The 16559-nt window shown below is 65.1% G+C and carries 14 protein-coding genes and 2 pseudogenes; 9 read left to right on the forward strand and 7 right to left on the reverse strand.

Features of this window, described 5'->3' with window-relative positions; all coding sequences use genetic code 11:
- On the reverse strand, positions 1-1142 hold a 1142-nt coding region (locus tag G3436_RS13940; RefSeq protein ID WP_163945884.1), incomplete at its 3' end, for a cation:proton antiporter domain-containing protein.
- Positions 1143-1212: 70 nt separating this feature from the next.
- On the opposite strand from G3436_RS13940, the gene xerD reads away from it, so the two are divergent.
- The 6 genes from xerD (at position 1213) to G3436_RS13970 (ending at position 6844) form a co-directional block, all read left to right on the forward strand.
- Positions 1213-2109, forward strand: coding sequence for a site-specific tyrosine recombinase XerD (gene xerD / locus G3436_RS13945; protein ID WP_163945886.1), 897 nt, complete (start codon positions 1213-1215; stop codon positions 2107-2109).
- Positions 2110-2259: 150 nt separating this feature from the next.
- Positions 2260-2997 (forward strand): DsbC family protein, encoded by a 738-nt coding sequence (locus tag G3436_RS13950; protein WP_163945889.1) that lies wholly within the window; start codon positions 2260-2262, stop codon positions 2995-2997.
- A gap of 80 nt (positions 2998-3077) precedes the next feature.
- Positions 3078-4382 (forward strand): homoserine dehydrogenase, encoded by a 1305-nt coding sequence (locus G3436_RS13955; RefSeq protein WP_163945890.1) that lies wholly within the window; start codon positions 3078-3080, stop codon positions 4380-4382.
- Between the two features lie 27 nt (positions 4383-4409).
- On the forward strand, positions 4410-5819 hold the full coding sequence (thrC, locus tag G3436_RS13960; protein ID WP_163945893.1) for a threonine synthase: 1410 nt from the start codon (positions 4410-4412) through the stop codon (positions 5817-5819).
- A gap of 199 nt (positions 5820-6018) precedes the next feature.
- Complete coding sequence (locus G3436_RS13965; RefSeq protein WP_163945896.1) at positions 6019-6429, forward strand: response regulator; 411 nt, start codon at positions 6019-6021, stop codon at positions 6427-6429.
- A gap of 127 nt (positions 6430-6556) precedes the next feature.
- Entirely contained in the window at positions 6557-6844 is a 288-nt protein-coding gene (locus tag G3436_RS13970; RefSeq protein ID WP_163945898.1) for a DUF3509 domain-containing protein, read from the forward strand.
- Positions 6845-7017: 173 nt separating this feature from the next.
- Here G3436_RS13970 and G3436_RS13975 read toward each other — a convergent pair whose 3' ends face one another.
- Together G3436_RS13975 and G3436_RS13980 are read right to left on the reverse strand one after the other, a co-directional pair.
- Positions 7018-7878: a TIGR02285 family protein gene (locus G3436_RS13975; protein WP_163945901.1), complete on the reverse strand. Its 861-nt coding sequence runs from the start codon at positions 7876-7878 to the stop codon at positions 7018-7020.
- Between the two features lie 5 nt (positions 7879-7883).
- Entirely contained in the window at positions 7884-9083 is a 1200-nt protein-coding gene (locus G3436_RS13980) for a CaiB/BaiF CoA transferase family protein (protein WP_163945904.1), read from the reverse strand.
- Positions 9084-9236: 153 nt separating this feature from the next.
- On the opposite strand from G3436_RS13980, the gene G3436_RS13985 reads away from it, so the two are divergent.
- The 3 genes from G3436_RS13985 to G3436_RS13995 all read left to right on the forward strand — a co-directional run bounded on the left by G3436_RS13985 (position 9237) and on the right by G3436_RS13995 (position 12748).
- Complete coding sequence (locus G3436_RS13985) at positions 9237-9779, forward strand: YaeQ family protein (protein ID WP_163945906.1); 543 nt, start codon at positions 9237-9239, stop codon at positions 9777-9779.
- 45 nt (positions 9780-9824) lie between these two features.
- Positions 9825-11534 (forward strand): single-stranded-DNA-specific exonuclease RecJ, encoded by a 1710-nt coding sequence (gene recJ / locus G3436_RS13990; RefSeq protein ID WP_163945909.1) that lies wholly within the window; start codon positions 9825-9827, stop codon positions 11532-11534.
- A 107-nt stretch (positions 11535-11641) separates the two neighbouring features.
- Positions 11642-12748 (forward strand): NADH:flavin oxidoreductase/NADH oxidase, encoded by a 1107-nt coding sequence (locus G3436_RS13995; protein WP_163945912.1) that lies wholly within the window; start codon positions 11642-11644, stop codon positions 12746-12748.
- A 33-nt stretch (positions 12749-12781) separates the two neighbouring features.
- Here G3436_RS13995 and G3436_RS14000 read toward each other — a convergent pair whose 3' ends face one another.
- The 4 genes and pseudogenes from G3436_RS14000 to G3436_RS14015 all read right to left on the reverse strand — a co-directional run.
- Positions 12782-14206 carry a gamma-aminobutyraldehyde dehydrogenase gene (locus G3436_RS14000; RefSeq protein ID WP_163945914.1) on the reverse strand — a complete coding sequence of 475 codons (1425 nt, stop codon included), beginning with the start codon at positions 14204-14206 and terminating at the stop codon, positions 12782-12784.
- A 24-nt stretch (positions 14207-14230) separates the two neighbouring features.
- Complete coding sequence (locus G3436_RS14005) at positions 14231-15046, reverse strand: ABC transporter permease (protein ID WP_163945917.1); 816 nt, start codon at positions 15044-15046, stop codon at positions 14231-14233.
- A pseudogene (locus G3436_RS14010) lies at positions 15036-15938 on the reverse strand (ABC transporter permease). The gene G3436_RS14005 and the pseudogene G3436_RS14010 overlap by 11 nt, the downstream one beginning before the upstream one ends.
- 1 nt (position 15939) lies before the next feature.
- A pseudogene (locus G3436_RS14015) lies at positions 15940-16559 on the reverse strand (ABC transporter ATP-binding protein); the annotation flags it as partial.

Below are 16559 nucleotides of genomic sequence, written 5' to 3' on the forward strand. Positions count from 1 at the left end.
AGCACCACCGTGCCGATGATCACCGCAAACGTCAGCGGCACCAGCAGCAACGCGCCCGCGTGCCCGGCCTCATCCAGGCGAATCGCGAAAATCGCCGACACCGCCGCCGCCACGATGCCGCGTGGGGCGATCCAGGCCAGCAGCGCACGTTCACGCCAGTTCAGTTGCGAACCCCAGGTGCACAGCGCCACGTTCAGCGGCCGCGCCACCAGCTGGATCACCAGCAGCAACGCCAGCACCGCAGGGCCCAGGCCGAGCAGGGCGTGGAGGTCCAGGCGTGCCGCCAGCAGAATGAACAGCCCGGAAATCAGCAGCACGCTGAGGTTCTCCTTGAAGTGCAGGATCTGTCGCACGTCCACGCCCTTCATGTTCGCCAGCCACATGCCCATCAGGGTGACGGCCAGCAGCCCGGATTCGTGCATCAGTTGATTGGCACCGATGAAAATGCCGAGCACGGCCGCCAGCGAAGCCAGGTTGTGCAGGTACTCGGGCAGCCACTGGCGACGGATGACCTGGCCCAGCAGCCAGCCGCCCGCCACACCAGAGGCGCTGCCGCACAGGATCACCCCGGCAAAGGTCAGCAGGCTGCGGCTCAGACCGTCGCCCGCGGCACTGGCGATGATGAAGCTGTACATCACCACCGCCAGCAGCGCGCCGATCGGGTCGATGACAATGCCTTCCCAGCGCAGGATGTTGGCGATGGTCGCCTTGGGCCGTACCACCCGCAGCATCGGCACGATCACCGTGGGGCCGGTGACCAGGGTCAGGGTGCCGAACAGGATCGCCAGCAGCCAGTCGAAGCCCAGCAGCCAGTGGGTGGCGACGCTGATCACCAGCCAGGTCGCAAGCGCCCCCAGGGTCACCATGCGGCGCACCACGCTGCCGATCTCGCGCCATTGCGACAGGTGCAGGGTCAGGCTGCCTTCGAACAGGATCAGCGCCACCGCCAGCGACACCAGCGGCATCAACAGCGGGCCGAACAGTGCCTGTGGGTCGAGCCAGCCGAGCAGGGGGCCGGCAACAATGCCACTGAGCAACAGAAACAGAATGGCCGGCAGCTTCAGCCGCCACGCCAGCCATTGGCAACCGAGCGCGGCGGCACCAATCCCTGCGAACGCCAGGAATATCTGTTGTTCGTCCACTCGGTATCTCCCTATGCCGGCGCTGTTATGGAAGACTAGCGGTATTTCCCAGCCTCACCACCGAGCCTTCATGCCTGCCATCGAACACCCTCTGATCGACCAGTTCCTCGACGCCCTGTGGCTGGAAAAAGGTTTGTCCGACAACACCCGCGATGCGTATCGCAGCGACCTGGCGCTGTTCAACGGCTGGTTGCAGGAGCAGGGCGTGGAGCTGCCCGGTGCCGGCCGCGAGCTGATCCTGGATCACCTGGCCTGGCGTCTGGATCAGGGCTACAAGCCGCGCTCCACGGCGCGTTTCCTGTCCGGGGTGCGCGGTTTCTACCGCTACCTGCTGCGTGAAAAGCTGATCGGTGTCGACCCGACCCTGCAGGTGGACATGCCGCAATTGGGCCGGCCGCTGCCCAAGTCGCTGTCCGAGGCCGATGTGGAGGCGCTGTTGCAGGCGCCGGACCTGAGCCAAGCCATCGGCCAGCGCGATCGCGCCATGCTTGAGGTGCTGTATGCCTGCGGGCTGCGGGTGACCGAGCTGGTAAGCCTGACGCTCGACCAGGTCAATCTGCGCCAGGGTGTGCTGCGGGTGATGGGCAAGGGCAGCAAGGAGCGTCTGGTGCCGATGGGCGAGGAGGCCGTGGTGTGGCTCGAGCGCTACCTGCGTGACGGGCGCAACGACCTGCTCAGCGGCCGCCCCAGTGACGTGCTGTTCCCCAGCCAGCGTGGCGAGCAGATGACCCGCCAGACGTTCTGGCACCGCATCAAGCACCAGGCTCAGGTTGCCGGCATCGGCAAGGCGTTGTCGCCGCACACCTTGCGTCACGCGTTTGCCACCCACCTGCTCAACCATGGCGCGGACCTGCGCGTGGTGCAGATGCTGCTGGGCCATAGCGACCTGTCGACCACCCAGATCTACACCCATGTCGCCCGTGCGCGCCTGCAGGAACTGCACGCCCGGCATCACCCGCGTGGTTGAGCGCCGATAGGCGTTGCATGCGTCGACGGCAGTCAAAGCGCGGCAGTGAATGTGGTACGCTTCTGCGGTTTACACCCGGGCCCTGGATTGCCACCGTTTTTCGGTACGTCTGTTCCGTTTTCGGCCCCCTGTCCGCCTTCAGGAGTTTTCATGCGCGTGACCCAGATTTTAGCCGCCGCCGCCCTGGCGCTGGCCAGTACCTTTGCCGCCGCTGCGGCCAGCGACGCCGAGCAGGCGATTCGCAAATCCTTGCAGTCGCTGGAGTCCGAAGTGCCGGTGGACAGCATTGCTGCCAGCCCGGTCAACGGCCTGTACGAAGTCAAGCTCAAGGGCGGGCGCGTGCTGTACGCCAGTGCCGACGGCCAGTTCCTGGTGCAGGGCTACCTGTTCCAGATCCAGGACGGCAAGCCGGTCAACCTGACCGAGAAAGCCGAGCGCGTGGCCATCGCCAAGACCATCAATGGGATTCCGGCCGCCGAAATGGTGGTTTACCCTGCCAAGGGTGAAACCAAGTCGCACATCACCGTGTTCACCGACACTACCTGCCCGTACTGCCACAAGCTGCACGCTGAAGTGCCCGAGCTGAACAAGCGCGGTATCGAAGTGCGCTATGTCGCCTTTCCGCGCCAGGGCCTGGGGTCGTCGGGTGACCAGCAGTTGCAGGCGGTGTGGTGTTCGAGCGACCGCAAGGCCGCCATGGACAAGATGGTCGATGGCAAGGAAATCAAGGCAGCCAAGTGCGAGAACCCAGTGGGCAAGCAGTTCCAGATCGGCCAGTCGATCGGCGTCAACGGCACACCTGCCATCGTGCTTGAAGATGGCCAGGTGATTCCGGGCTACCAGCCGGCCCCGCAAGTGGCCAAACTGGCACTCACCGCCGCTAAATAATTCAATCAGTGCGCCGTACCCCTTGGGTACGGCTGTTTTTTCGACCGGCGCCAGGCCGGTCGTACAATGGGGAGTTCACAGTGAAACCGGTCAAAGTAGGCATCTGTGGGTTGGGGACCGTCGGTGGCGGTACCTTCAATGTACTTCAGCGTAACGCCGAGGAGATTGCCCGCCGCGCCGGGCGTGGAATCGAAGTGGCGCAAATCGCCATGCGTACGCCAAACCCGAATTGCCAGATTACCGGTACCCCCATTACCGCTGATGTGTTCGAGGTGGCGAGCAACCCCGAGATCGATATCGTCATCGAGCTGATCGGCGGCTACACGATTGCCCGCGAGCTGGTGCTCAAGGCCATCGAGCACGGCAAGCACGTGGTTACCGCCAACAAGGCGCTGATCGCCGTGCACGGCAACGAGATCTTCGCCAGGGCGCGGGAAAAGGGCGTGATCGTGGCATTCGAAGCCGCCGTGGCCGGTGGTATCCCGGTGATCAAGGCGATCCGCGAGGGCCTCTCGGCCAACCGCATCAACTGGGTGGCCGGGATCATCAACGGCACCGGCAACTTCATCCTCACCGAGATGCGCGAAAAGGGCCGCACCTTCCCGGATGTGCTGGCCGAAGCCCAGGCGCTGGGCTATGCCGAAGCCGATCCGACGTTCGACGTCGAGGGCATCGACGCTGCGCACAAGCTGACCATCCTGGCGTCCATCGCCTTTGGTATCCCGCTGCAGTTCGACAAGGCCTACACCGAAGGCATCACTCAACTGACCACCGCCGACGTGAACTACGCCGAGGCCCTCGGCTACCGCATCAAGCACCTGGGCGTGGCCCGTAGCACGGCCAACGGGATCGAGTTGCGCGTACACCCGACACTGATCCCGGCCGACCGCCTGATCGCCAACGTCAACGGCGTGATGAACGCGGTCATGGTCAACGGCGATGCCGCCGGCTCCACGCTGTTCTACGGTGCCGGTGCCGGCATGGAGCCAACCGCCTCGTCGGTGATTGCCGACCTGGTCGATGTGGTGCGCGCCATGACCAGCGACCCGGAAAACCGTGTGCCACACCTGGCGTTCCAGCCGGACTCGCTGTCGGCGCACCCGATCCTGCCGATCGAAGCCTGCGAAAGCGCCTACTACCTGCGTATCCAGGCCAAGGACCGTCCCGGCGTGCTGGCCCAGGTGGCCAGCATCCTGTCGGAGCGTGGCATCAACATCGAATCGATCATGCAGAAGGAAGTCGAGGAGCACGACGGCCTGGTGCCGATGATCCTGCTCACCCACAGCGTGCTCGAACAACGCATGGACGACGCGATCACCGCCCTGCAAGCCTTGCAGGATGTGGTGGGCAGCGTGGTGCGTATCCGCGTCGAACAACTGAACTGAGCTGTCTTTGAGTTAGAGGAATAGGTCATGCGTTACATCAGTACCCGCGGCCAGGCACCGGCCCTGAATTTTGAAGACGTGCTGCTGGCCGGTCTTGCCAGCGACGGCGGCCTGTACGTGCCGGAAAACCTGCCGCGCTTCACCCAGGAAGAGATCGCTTCGTGGGCTGGCCTGCCGTACCACGAGCTGGCTTTCCGGGTCATGCGCCCATTCGTCACCGGTTCGATTGCCGATGCCGATTTCAAGAAGATCCTCGAAGAGACCTACGGCGCCTTCGCTCACGCGGCGGTCGCCCCGCTGCGCCAACTGGGCAGCAACGAGTGGGTGCTGGAGCTGTTCCACGGCCCGACCCTGGCGTTCAAGGACTTTGCCCTGCAACTGCTCGGTCGCCTGCTCGACCACGTGCTGGTCAAGCGCGGCGAGCGCGTGGTGATCATCGGCGCCACCAGTGGTGACACCGGTTCGGCGGCCATCGAAGGCTGCCGTCGTTGCGACAACGTCGACATCTTCATCCTGCACCCGCACCAGCGCGTCTCGGAAGTCCAGCGCCGCCAGATGACCACGATCTTCGGCGAGAACATCCACAACATCGCGATCGAAGGCAACTTCGACGACTGCCAGGAAATGGTCAAGGCCAGCTTTGCCGACCAGAGTTTCCTCAAAGGTACGCGCCTGGTGGCGGTGAACTCGATCAACTGGGCGCGGATCATGGCCCAGATCGTCTACTACTTCCACGCAGCCCTGCAGTTGGGCGGCCCGGCTCGTTCGGTGGCGTTCTCGGTACCTACCGGCAACTTCGGCGACATCTTCGCCGGTTACCTGGCCCGCAACATGGGCCTGCCGATCAGCCAGCTGATCGTGGCGACCAACCGCAACGACATCCTGCACCGTTTCATGAGCGGCAACGGCTACGTCAAGGACACCCTGCACGCGACCCTGTCGCCGTCGATGGACATCATGGTGTCGTCGAACTTCGAACGCCTGCTGTTCGACCTGCACGGGCGCAACGGTGCGGCGATTGCCGAGCTGATGGACACCTTCAAGCAAGGTGGCGGCTTCAGCGTCGAGCAAGACCGCTGGAGCGAGGCGCGCAAGCTGTTCGATTCGCTGGCAGTGGACGACGCGCAGACCTGCGAGACCATTGCCGAAGTGTTTGCCCAGACTGGCGAAGTGCTCGACCCGCACACCGCGATTGGCGTCAAGGCTGGCCGCGAGTGCCGTCGCAGCCTGGACACGCCGATGGTGGTGCTGGGGACTGCGCACCCGGTCAAGTTCCCCGAAGCGGTGGAGAAGGCTGGCGTGGGCAAGGCCCTGGAGTTGCCGGCGCACCTGACCGACCTGTTCTCCCGCGAGGAGAAATGCACGGTGCTGGCCAACGACCTGAAAGCGGTGCAGGCGTTTGTCAGCCAGCATGGCAATCGCGGCAAGCCACTCTGAGGGCAACCCCCTGGCGTGTCACGCAAAGCCCCCGGTGCGCAAGCCCCGGGGCTTTTTGCTGGGCGCGACAAGGCTGCTGTGGCGCCTCTTCATGGGCGTTGCCAGGCACGTTTTCGGATTTTTCCTATGGGGCAGGTGCGCAGGCTTTTCTAGAGTGGGCAACGTGCCATGGGCACCCTGGCGACTGTGGAGAAGCCCCATGCATTCACTCAAGGTTCTGCTGATCGAGCCTCATCCCTACCGGCTCATGGCCCTGCACCAGACACTCAACGCCCACGGCGTGTTCGATGTGCGCGTGGCCGAGAGCGGCGCGCAGGCGCAAGGCGTACTGGCGCGGCGCGGCGCTGTGGACATCGCCATCTGCGATGTGCTGGCCGGCGAATACGACGGCGTGGCGCTGGTGCGCTACCTGGCCCGGCACGCATTGGCGGCCAGCCTGATCATTCTCAGCGGCGCCCGACGCAGTGTGCTGGACGGCGCCAGCGACCTGGTCGAACAGTCTGGCTTGCCGGTGTTGGGGGTGTTGCCCACGCCTGCCTGTCCGCTGGCCCTGCACCGGCTGTTGCTTGGCTACCGCACCCGCCTGGATGCGCCTGCGCAGGTCGCATGATTCTGTCATCTTTGCCGGGCATGCTCGCTCAAAGCAGGCAGCCAGGGGCGCACAGCGGTCGAACTTTTGATGATTGCCCAGGGTCAGTGAAAGACCCCTTTCAATAACCAACGTGAATGGTGACCCCATGAACACTATCAGCATGTTGCTAAGTGAAGCCTTGACGCCTTATCAGGTCACGCTGACGTCCCGCCACGCCAGCACCGATTGCGATCTGCTGTTGACCGACCCGGCAGGCGATACGGTGTTGCGGCGCAGTGTCAAGGCCAGCCAATTGCATGACCAGCGTCTACTGGTGGACCTGGTCGACGGCCTGCAGCGCGACCTGGGCATCCACGAAGGGCGGCTGCAGCCATGTGTGATCGCTGCGCTGCAGCATGCCCGCCAGTCGCGCACACAAATCCTCGCCCAGTGATGGGAACCTTTCTCGTCAAAGGCAATCAGACAGTTTAAGGACAAGTGAACGGCGTTTTGCTCCGATGCCGCGAAGTTGTCCGTGCGAGGCGCCAAGCCGTCCTCGTTTAACCCCGTCGGCCTCCCCACCGTTCGGGGTTTCTTTTTGCCTGTAACTAATGTGCCGGCGGCGCCTCAATGCGTACGCATCAGTGCGCGAATATCGTTCAGGTAAGTCTCGCGGTCGTCCGGATCCAGCCATTGCGCGTACAGCGGTGCCAGGGTGTCGAGGCGCAAGGTGCGCAACAACTGGTTGATGTGCGTGATGGCCTCACGGCCCAGCGGAGTGTCGGAGCAGCCGACATAGGTCAACTGATAGTGCGACAGGCCCTTGATCGGGAAGTGGACCAGGGCGTGCAGTTGAGGCTGCTTTTCGAGCATGTAGCGCACCTCGGGCCAGTAGGCCAGCAGCAGGTCAAGGCGTCCCAATTGCTGCATCTGCAGCAGGCTGCCCACGGCGTCATTGCCGAAATGGCGGCTGATGGCTGCGGGCGGCGCGCCCTTGATGATCTCGTCGGCGCGCGCGCTGTAGCTGCGCTGCCCGACAATCCCCAGCTTGAGCGTGTTGCTCGCCAGCAGGGCGTCGAGGTCCACCTCGCCATTGTTGATGAAGGGCGTGAGGCTCGCCTGGTCTTTGCTGCGCGCCACCACCACATTGCTCTGGGCGGCCAGTGCCGGGATGGAGAAACGCACGAAGCGGTCCCGCTCCGGGGTCCAGAGCAGCGTCGGGTCACAGGTGAAGCTCTGTTCCTGCAGCATCTGCATGCCGCGGGCGCGGTTCACGCGCAGGATGCTGTGGTCGTACTCGGGCATGCGCTCGATCAGTATCGGCAGCAATTGGTCGACCGCCCCCTGGCCTTTTTTCGGGCCTTCGAAAATGGTCAGTGGCGGCAGGTCGCGCAGCAGCCAGATGAGCGTTTCCTTGGCCCATGCCGACGCCGGCAGCAGGCTCAGCAGCAGGCCCAGCAGGGCGCCATGCAGGCGGGGGCGGCGCACGCGGCTCAGACCGCACCCTGCTCGCGCAGGCGCGCAATGGCCGCGGCGTCGTAGCCAAGGCCGCCCAGCAACTGTGCGGTGTGCTCGCCCAGTTCGGGCCCGACCCACTCGCTCGAACCTGGTGTGTCCGACAGCTTGGGCACGATGCCCGGCATCTTGAACGGGGTGCCGTCGGGCAGCTTGGCCTGCAGGAACATCTCCCGTGCCAGGAACTGCGGGTCGCTGAACATGTCTTCGGCCGAATAGATGCGACTGGCGGGTACCTGCGCCTCGTTGAGCGTCTGCAGCATGGCGTCCAGTGGCACGCTGCGGGCCCAGCGGTCGATCACGGCATACAGTTCGTCACGGCGCAGGTCGCGGCCATCGTTGCTGGCCAGCGCCGGGTCATCGGCCAGGTCGTCGCGGCCGATCGCGTGCATGAAACGCTTGAAGATCGCGTCGCCATTGGCGCCGATCTGCACGTGCTTGCCATCGGCGCTGGTGTGAATGGAGGAGGGCGTGATGCCGGGCATGATGTTGCCGGTACGCTCGCGGATAAAGCCGAATACGTCGAACTCCGGCACCATGCTTTCCATCATGGCAAAGATCGCTTCGTACAGGGCCACGTCCACCACCTGGCCCTGGCCGCCGTTGACTTCGCGGTGACGCAGCGCCATCAGCGCACCGATCACGCCCCACAGCGCGGCAATCGAATCGCCGATGGAGATACCGGTACGCACCGGTGGGCGGTCGTCGAAGCCGGTGATGTAACGCAGGCCGCCCATGGACTCGCCGACCGCACCGAAGCCGGGCTGGTCTTTCATCGGGCCGGTCTGGCCGAAGCCCGACAGGCGCACCATCACCAGCTTCGGGTTCAGGGCGTGCAGCACGTCCCAGCCCAGGCCGAGCTTTTCCAGCACGCCGGGGCGAAAGTTCTCGATCAGGATGTCGGCATCGGCCAGCAGTTGCTTGAGGATGGCCACGCCTTCGGGGTGCTTGAGGTTGAGTGTCAGCGACTGCTTGTTGCGCGCCTGCACGAACCACCATAGCGAGGTGCCTTCATACAGCTTGCGCCACTTGCGCAGCGGGTCGCCGCCATCGGGCGACTCGACCTTGATCACCTGGGCCCCGAACTCGGCGCAGATGCGCGACGCGAAGGGGCCGGCAATCAGGGTACCGAGTTCGATGACGTTGAGGCCGGCGAGCGGTTTACTGGGCAAGGGCATGGGGCATCCGTGGCAGCAGGGCAGAGCGCTAGTTTTTATCACAGGGCGGCAGCGGCAGATACTGCCTGGCCCCGGAGATTGTATGGTTCGGTTCGTTGATTGCCAGCGCATCGGTTAGACTGGGCGACTTTTCCTGTTACCAGAAGCCCGTCCATGGCCCAGCCGTCCACCACCTACAAGTTTGAACTGAACCTCACCGACCTCGACCGTGGCGTGTACGAAAGCGTCAAGCAGACGATCGCCCGTCATCCGTCGGAAACCGAGGAGCGCATGGCCGTGCGCCTGCTGGCCTATGCCTTCTGGTACAACGAGCAGTTGGCATTCGGTCGCGGCCTGTCGGACGTCGATGAGCCGGCACTGTGGGAAAAGAGCCTGGATGACCGTGTGCTGCACTGGATCGAGGTCGGCCAGCCCGACGCCGATCGCCTGACCTGGTGCTCGCGCCGCACCGAGCGCACCAGCCTGCTGGCCTATGGCAGCTTGCGGGTGTGGGAAACCAAGGTGGTGCCGGCGGTCAAGGGCCTGAAAAACGTCAATATCGCTGCGGTGCCGCAAGAAGTGCTGGAAACCCTGGCCAAGGACATGCCGCGTGCGATCAAGTGGGATGTGATGATCAGCGAAGGCACCCTTTTCGTCACCGACGACCGTGGCCAGCACGAAGTCCAGCTGCAGTGGTTGCTGGGCGAGCGCGGCTGAGCCGCGCCTCGATCCTTTTGATTCCAGAGAAGCCTTGATTGCCCCATGCGTATCGAACCGCGTTCACTGCCGTCCAGCCTGCCGTTCCTCGGTGACCTGCCCCCCCTGCTGACCCGTCTGTATGCCGCCCGCGGCGTGCAGTCCGAGGCCGAGCTGGACAAGAGTCTGGCGCGCTTGCTGCCCTATCAGCAGCTCAAGGGCATCGATGCGGCGGTCGACCTGCTGGTGACGGCGCTGGAGCAGCGTCAGCGCATCCTGATCGTCGGCGACTTCGATGCCGATGGTGCCACCGCCAGCACCGTCGGTGTACTGGGGTTGCGCCTGCTGGGCGCGGCGCATGTCGATTACCTGGTGCCCAACCGCTTCGAATACGGCTATGGCCTGACCCCCGAGATCGTCGAGGTGGCGTTGCAGCGTACGCCGCAGTTGCTGGTCACGGTGGACAACGGCATTTCCAGTGTCGAGGGCGTGGCGGCGGCCAAGGCGGCCGGTTTGCAGGTGCTGGTCACCGACCACCACTTGCCAGGCCACGAACTGCCGGCGGCCGATGCGATCGTCAACCCCAACCAGCCAGGCTGCGAGTTCCCCAGCAAGGCGCTGGCCGGGGTGGGGGTGATCTTCTATGTACTGATGGCACTGCGTGCGCGCCTGCGCAGCCTGGGCCATTACGACAGCCGCCCGCAGCCGAACATCGGCGAGCTGCTCGACCTGGTGGCGCTGGGCAGCGTGGCCGACGTGGTGCCGCTGGATGCCAACAACCGTATTCTGGTGCACCAGGGCCTGGAGCGCATTCGCGCCGGGCGTGCGCGGCCCGGGCTCAAGGCGATTCTGGAAGTGGCGCGGCGCGAACACGCGCGCATCACTTCCACCGACCTGGGCTTCATTCTCGGGCCGCGCCTGAATGCGGCCGGGCGCCTGGACGACATGAGCCTGGGTATCGAATGCCTGCTCAGCGACGACCCGCTGCTGGCGCGGGAAATGGCCGTGCAACTGGACGAACTGAACCAGGACCGCAAGTCCATCGAACAGGGCATGCAGCGTGAGGCGCTGGCCCAACTCAAGGACCTGCCGCTGGAATCGATGCCGTTCGGCCTGTGCCTGTTCGAGGCCGACTGGCACCAGGGCGTGATCGGTATTCTCGCCTCGCGCCTCAAGGAGCGTTACCACCGGCCGACCATCGCCTTTGCCGATGCCGGCGAGGGCATGCTCAAGGGCTCGGCGCGCTCGGTGCCGGGCTTTCATATCCGTGATGCGCTGGACGCGGTGGCGGCTGCGCACCCCGACCTCATCAGCAAGTTCGGCGGGCATGCCATGGCGGCAGGGCTGTCGTTGCCGGCCGAGCATTTCCCAGCGTTTGCCCAGGCCTTCGATGCCGAGGTACGCCGCCAGCTGGAGGAAGAAGACCTGACCGGGCGCCTGCTGTCCGATGGCAGCCTGGCGGTCGAGGAGTTCCATCTGGAACTGGCGCGGGCGCTGCGCAATGCCGGGCCCTGGGGCCAGCACTTTCCCGAGCCGCTGTTCCATGGGGTGTTCCAGCTGGTGCAGCAGCGCGTGGTGGGCGAGCGCCACCTGAAAGTGGTGCTCAAGAGCGAATGCGGCGCGGTGACCCTTGACGGCATTGCCTTCGGCATCGACCGCGAGGTGTGGCCGAACCCCACCGTGCGCTGGGTCGAGCTGGCCTACAAGCTTGATGTCAACGAGTTCCGCGGCAACGAGACAGTGCAACTGCTGATTGCCCATATGGAGCCGCGCTGAACCCTCAAGGGAGCAAACTGGTCTAGGCTCAAGGGACCGGCACTGAGCCGCGGGGAAGATAATGCGCTCGGTTCGGCCCACCATTTGGAGTCTGGAGAGGTGCCCTCATGAGCCTGCTGCTTGAGCCCTACACCCTGCGTCAGCTGACCTTGCCCAACCGCATCGCGGTCTCGCCCATGTGCCAGTATTCGAGTGTCGACGGCCTGGCCAACGACTGGCACCTGGTCCATCTGGGCAGCCGCGCGGTCGGCGGTGCCGGCCTGATCTTCACCGAAGCCACGGCGGTCACTGCCGACGGTCGTATCACCGCCCAGGACCTGGGCCTGTGGAACGACGCGCAGATTGCCCCGTTGCAGCGCATCACCCGTTTCATCACGGCCCAGGGGGTAGTCCCGGGTATCCAGCTGGCGCATGCCGGGCGCAAGGCCAGCACGCATCGACCGTGGCTGGGCAAGCACGGCAGCATCAAGCCCGAGGACGGTGGCTGGGTGCCGGTCGGTCCGTCGAAAATTGCCTTCGACCCGCAGCACACGGCACCTGCCGAACTGAGCGAAGCGCAGATCCACGACATTATCCAGGCCTTCGTCGACGCGGCCCGGCGCGCGCTGGAGGCAGGCTTCAAGGTGGTCGAGGTGCATGCGGCGCATGGTTACCTGCTGCATCAATTCCTCTCGCCGTTGAGCAACCAGCGTCGAGACCAGTACGGCAGTTGTTTCGACAACCGCATCCGCCTGACCTTGCAGGTCACCGAGGCGGTGCGTGACGTCTGGCCTGAGGCGTTGCCGCTGTTCGTGCGGGTCTCGGCTACCGACTGGGTCGAGGATGGCTGGAACCCGGATGAAACCGTTGAGCTGGCCAAGCGGCTGAAGGCCCTGGGTGCCGACCTGATCGACGTGTCGTCGGGGGGCACGGCGATGAATGCCGAGATCCCGACGGGGCCGGGATACCAGACGCGCTTTGCCGAGCGGGTGCGCAAGGAGTCGGGGATTGCCACCGGCACGGTGGGCATGATCACCGAGCCGGCGCAGGCCGAGCACATCCTGCGTACCGGCCAGGCTGACATCATCCTGCTGGCCCGCGAACTGTTGCGTGACCCTTACTGGGCGCTGCATGCCGACGACGACCTGGGCGGGCAGAAGGCGGTATGGCCGGCGCAATACCAGCGCGCGACCCATCGCGACCAGCCGATACACGAGTCTGACCTGCGCGATTGATCGTTGGCAGGCGGGGCCGCAGTGCGGCCCCGCTCAATGCTTGAACATCACATGCCGCACACAGGTGTAGTCCTCCAGCCCGAACATCGACATGTCCTTGCCGTAACCCGACCGCTTCTGCCCGCCATGCGGCATCTCGCTCACCAGCATGAAGTGCGTGTTGACCCAGGTGCAGCCGTACTGCAGGCGCGCCGACACGCGGTGGGCGCGCCCCACGTCGGCGGTCCATAGCGATGACGCCAGGCCGTAGTCCGAATCATTGGCCCAGGCCAGCACCTGTTGCTCATCGTCGAAACGGGTTACCGAGACCACCGGCCCGAACACTTCGCGGCGCACGATCTCGTCGTCCTGCCGGGCGTCGGCCAGCACCGTCGGCTCGAAGAAGAATCCGTCGCCTGCGACCGCCTTGCCCCCGGTGATCAGGCGCATGTGCGGTTGCGCGATTGCACGCTCCACCAGCGCGGCCACGCGGTCGCGGTGAGCGGCGCTGATCAGCGGCCCGAGTTCGGTCTGCGGGTCGTCCTGCAGCCCGTAGCGGATGCTGGCGACCGCTGCGCCCAGTTTGCTCACGAAGGTTTCGTAGATCCCGGCCTGGGCATAGATGCGACAGGCCGCCGTACAGTCCTGGCCGGCATTGTAGAAACCGAAGGTACGAATGCCCGCGACTGCCGCCTCAATGTCGGCATCATCGAAGATGATCACCGGGGCCTTGCCGCCCAGTTCCATGTGCAGGCGCTTCACGCTGTCGGCGGTGCTGGCGATGATGTGGCTGCCGGTGGCGATCGAGCCGGTCAGCGAGACCATGCGCACCTTGGGGTGGGTGACCAGCGGCGTGCCCACGCTCGGCCCCCTGCCGAACAGAATGTTGAGCACCCCGGCCGGGAACAGCTCGCCAGCCAGTTGGGCCAGGTGCAGGGCGGTCAGCGGGGTCTGCTCCGAGGGCTTGAGCACCACCGTATTGCCGGCTGCCAGTGCCGGCGCGATCTTCCACGCCAGCATCATCAGCGGGTAGTTCCACGGTGCAATCGACGCTACCACGCCCAGTGGGTCGCGGCGCACCATCGAGGTATGCCCGGGCAGGTATTCGCCTGCCGCCGAGCCCGCCAGGCAGCGGCTGGCCCCGGCGAAAAACCGGAACACGTCGGCAATTGCCGGGATCTCGTCGTGCAGCGCCGCGAGGTAGGGCTTGCCGCAGTTGTCGGACTCCAGGCGGGCCAGCGTCTGGGCATGGGCCTCGATGGTGTCGGCCAGCTTGAGCAGCAGTACGCCGCGGTCCTTGGGCGAGGTCTGCGACCAGCCCTCGAAGGCGTGGTCGGCGGCGCGTACCGCGGCGTCCACCTGGGCGTCGCTGGCTTCATTGATGTGCGCCAGCGCAGTGCCCAGCGCCGGGTTGAGCACGCTCAGGCTCGGGCCTTCACCGGCCACCAGCTGGCCATTGATCAGCAGTCGGGTTTGCATGGTGTTCACGCCTCCAGGTCAGGTTTAGCGGCTGCCGCTGCCGCTGCCGGCGACGTTTTCGCCGCTGCGGGTCAGGTAGTAGGCGCCAAGAATCGGCAACATGGTTACCAGCATCACCAGCAGGGCGACGACGTTGGTGACCGGTACATCGCGGGGCCGGCTGAGCTGATTGAGCAGCCAGATCGGCAGCGTGCGCTCATGCCCCGCGGTGAAGGTGGTGACGATGATTTCGTCGAACGACAGGGCAAATGCCAGCATGCCGCCGGCCAGCAGCGCCGAACCGAGGTTGGGCAGCACGATGTAGCGAAAGGTCTGCCAGCCATCGGCGCCCAGGTCCATCGACGCTTCGATCAGGTTGTACGAGGTACGCCGCAGGCGCGCGATCACATTGTTGTAGACGATCACCACGCAAAAGGTGGCGTGGCCCACCACGATGGTGAAAATGCCCGGTTCGATGCCCAGGGTCTTGAACGCCGAGAGCAGGGCGATGCCGGTGATGATGCCCGGCAGGGCAATGGGCAGGATCAGCATCAGCGACAGGCTTTGCTTGCCGAAAAAGCTGCGCCGGTACAGCGCTGCCGAGGCCAGGGTGCCGAGCACCAGGGCAATCAGCGTGGCCAGGCAGGCGACCTGCAGCGACAGGCTGATCGACTGCAGCACGTCGGGCCGCGAGAACGCCACGCTGAACCACTTGAGGGTCAGCCCGCGCGGCGGGAAGCTGAACGCTGCGTCTTCGGTGTTGAAGGCGTACAGCACGATGATCAGGATCGGGAAGTGCAGGAACACCAGGCCGCCCCAGGCCGCCAGGCGCAGCCCCGCTGACGCGCGTTCAGAGTGCATCGAAGGCCCCCAGGCGTTTGACCATGGACAGGTACACGGCGATCAGCACGATCGGCACCAGGGTGAAGGCGGCCGCCATCGGCATGTTGCCGATGCGCCTTGCTGGGCGTAGACCATGTTGCCGATGAAGTAGCCGGGCGGGCCAATCAGTTGCGGCACGATGAAATCGCCCAGGGTCAGCGAAAAGGTAAAGATGGAGCCGGCGGCAACACCCGGCAGCGCCAGCGGCAGGGTCACCTGCATGAAGGTCTGGCGGGGCCTGCGCCCAGGTCGGCCGAGGCTTGCAGCAAGGACGGCGGCAGGCGCTCCAGCGCGGCCTGGATCGGCAGGATCATGAACGGCAGCCAGATGTACACGAACACCAGAAAGCGTCCCAGGTGCGAGGTCGACAGGGTGCTGCCGCCCACGCCGGGAACCCCCAGCACCAGTTGCAGCAGCGGCTCCATGCCCAACTGCTGGACGAACCACTGCGCCACCCCGCCCTTGGCTAGCAGCAGGGTCCAGGCATAGGCCTTGACGATGTAGCTGGCCCACATCGGCATCATCACCGCGATATAGAAGAATGCCTTGGTCTTGCCGCGGGTGTAGCGCGCCATGTAATAGGCAATGGGGAAGGCCAGCACTGCGCTGGCGAGCGACACGGCCACCGCCATGCCCAGGGTGCGCAGGATGATGTCGAAGTTGGACGGCTGCAACAGCGCGGCGAAATTGGCCAGGGTCAGCTCGGGCGCACCGCCATGGTGAAGTCGTCGAAGGTGTAGAAACCCTGCCACAACAAGGCCAGCAGCGAGCCGAGGTAGATCGCGCCAAACCAGATCAGGGGCGGGATCAGCAGCAGTGCCAGGTACAGATTGGGCCGGCGGTACAGCACGCTGGCGACGTGTCGCATCATCTCAGCGGCCCTCGCCGGGCAGGCTTTCGCGCAACGCCGTCATCGCCTCGCGGGCCCAGCGTGCGTGCAGGCGCTGCCCGACCTGCCAGGGCGCGGTATCGGCTTGCCACTGGGTGTTGGCCTGGCTTACCGCCAGCAACTGGCCGTTGTCGAGCCTGAGCTCATAGCGCGTGGCGCTGCCCTGGTACTGCACATCATGCAGCACGCCGCTCAGTTGCACCTCGCTGCCGGCCACCGCTGCCTCGCTCAGGCGGATATGCTCCGGGCGGATCGAAAAGGGCTGTGGGCTGGCGCTGAGCTGTTGGGCCAGCTCGCCGCGCAGCACATTGGAGGTGCCGACGAACTCGGCGACAAACGCGCTGGCCGGATAGCGATAGAGGTTGCGCGGAGTGTCGACCTGTTCGATGCGCCGCGATTGAACACCGCGACGCGGTCGGACATCGACAGCGCCTCGGTCTGGTCGTGGGTGACGAAGATGAAGGTGATTCCCAGCTGGCGCTGCAGCTTTTTCAGTTCGCCCTGCATCTGCTCGCGCAGTTTGAGGTCCAGGGCGCCGAGGGGTTCGTCGAGCAGCAGCACCCGCGGCCGGTTGACCAGCGCCCGGGCCAGGGCCACGCGCTG

The organism is Pseudomonas brassicae (assembly GCF_010671725.1).
Lineage (GTDB): Bacteria > Pseudomonadota > Gammaproteobacteria > Pseudomonadales > Pseudomonadaceae > Aquipseudomonas > Aquipseudomonas brassicae.

Excerpts from the sequence above, each read along its gene's own strand:
- G3436_RS13965 (WP_163945896.1), top strand. The coding sequence starts at position 6,019 with ATGCATTCACTCAAGGTTCTGCTGATCGAGCCTCATCCCTACCGGCTC.
- xerD (WP_163945886.1), top strand. The coding sequence starts at position 1,213 with ATGCCTGCCATCGAACACCCTCTGATCGACCAGTTCCTCGACGCCCTG.
- thrC (WP_163945893.1), top strand. The coding sequence starts at position 4,410 with ATGCGTTACATCAGTACCCGCGGCCAGGCACCGGCCCTGAATTTTGAA.
- recJ (WP_163945909.1), top strand. The coding sequence starts at position 9,825 with ATGCGTATCGAACCGCGTTCACTGCCGTCCAGCCTGCCGTTCCTCGGT.
- G3436_RS14005 (WP_163945917.1), bottom strand. The coding sequence starts at position 15,046 with ATGCACTCTGAACGCGCGTCAGCGGGGCTGCGCCTGGCGGCCTGGGGC.
- G3436_RS13985 (WP_163945906.1), top strand. The coding sequence starts at position 9,237 with ATGGCCCAGCCGTCCACCACCTACAAGTTTGAACTGAACCTCACCGAC.
- G3436_RS13970 (WP_163945898.1), top strand. The coding sequence starts at position 6,557 with ATGAACACTATCAGCATGTTGCTAAGTGAAGCCTTGACGCCTTATCAG.
- G3436_RS13995 (WP_163945912.1), top strand. The coding sequence starts at position 11,642 with ATGAGCCTGCTGCTTGAGCCCTACACCCTGCGTCAGCTGACCTTGCCC.
- G3436_RS14000 (WP_163945914.1), bottom strand. The coding sequence starts at position 14,206 with ATGCAAACCCGACTGCTGATCAATGGCCAGCTGGTGGCCGGTGAAGGC.
- G3436_RS13950 (WP_163945889.1), top strand. The coding sequence starts at position 2,260 with ATGCGCGTGACCCAGATTTTAGCCGCCGCCGCCCTGGCGCTGGCCAGT.
- G3436_RS13980 (WP_163945904.1), bottom strand. The coding sequence starts at position 9,083 with ATGCCCTTGCCCAGTAAACCGCTCGCCGGCCTCAACGTCATCGAACTC.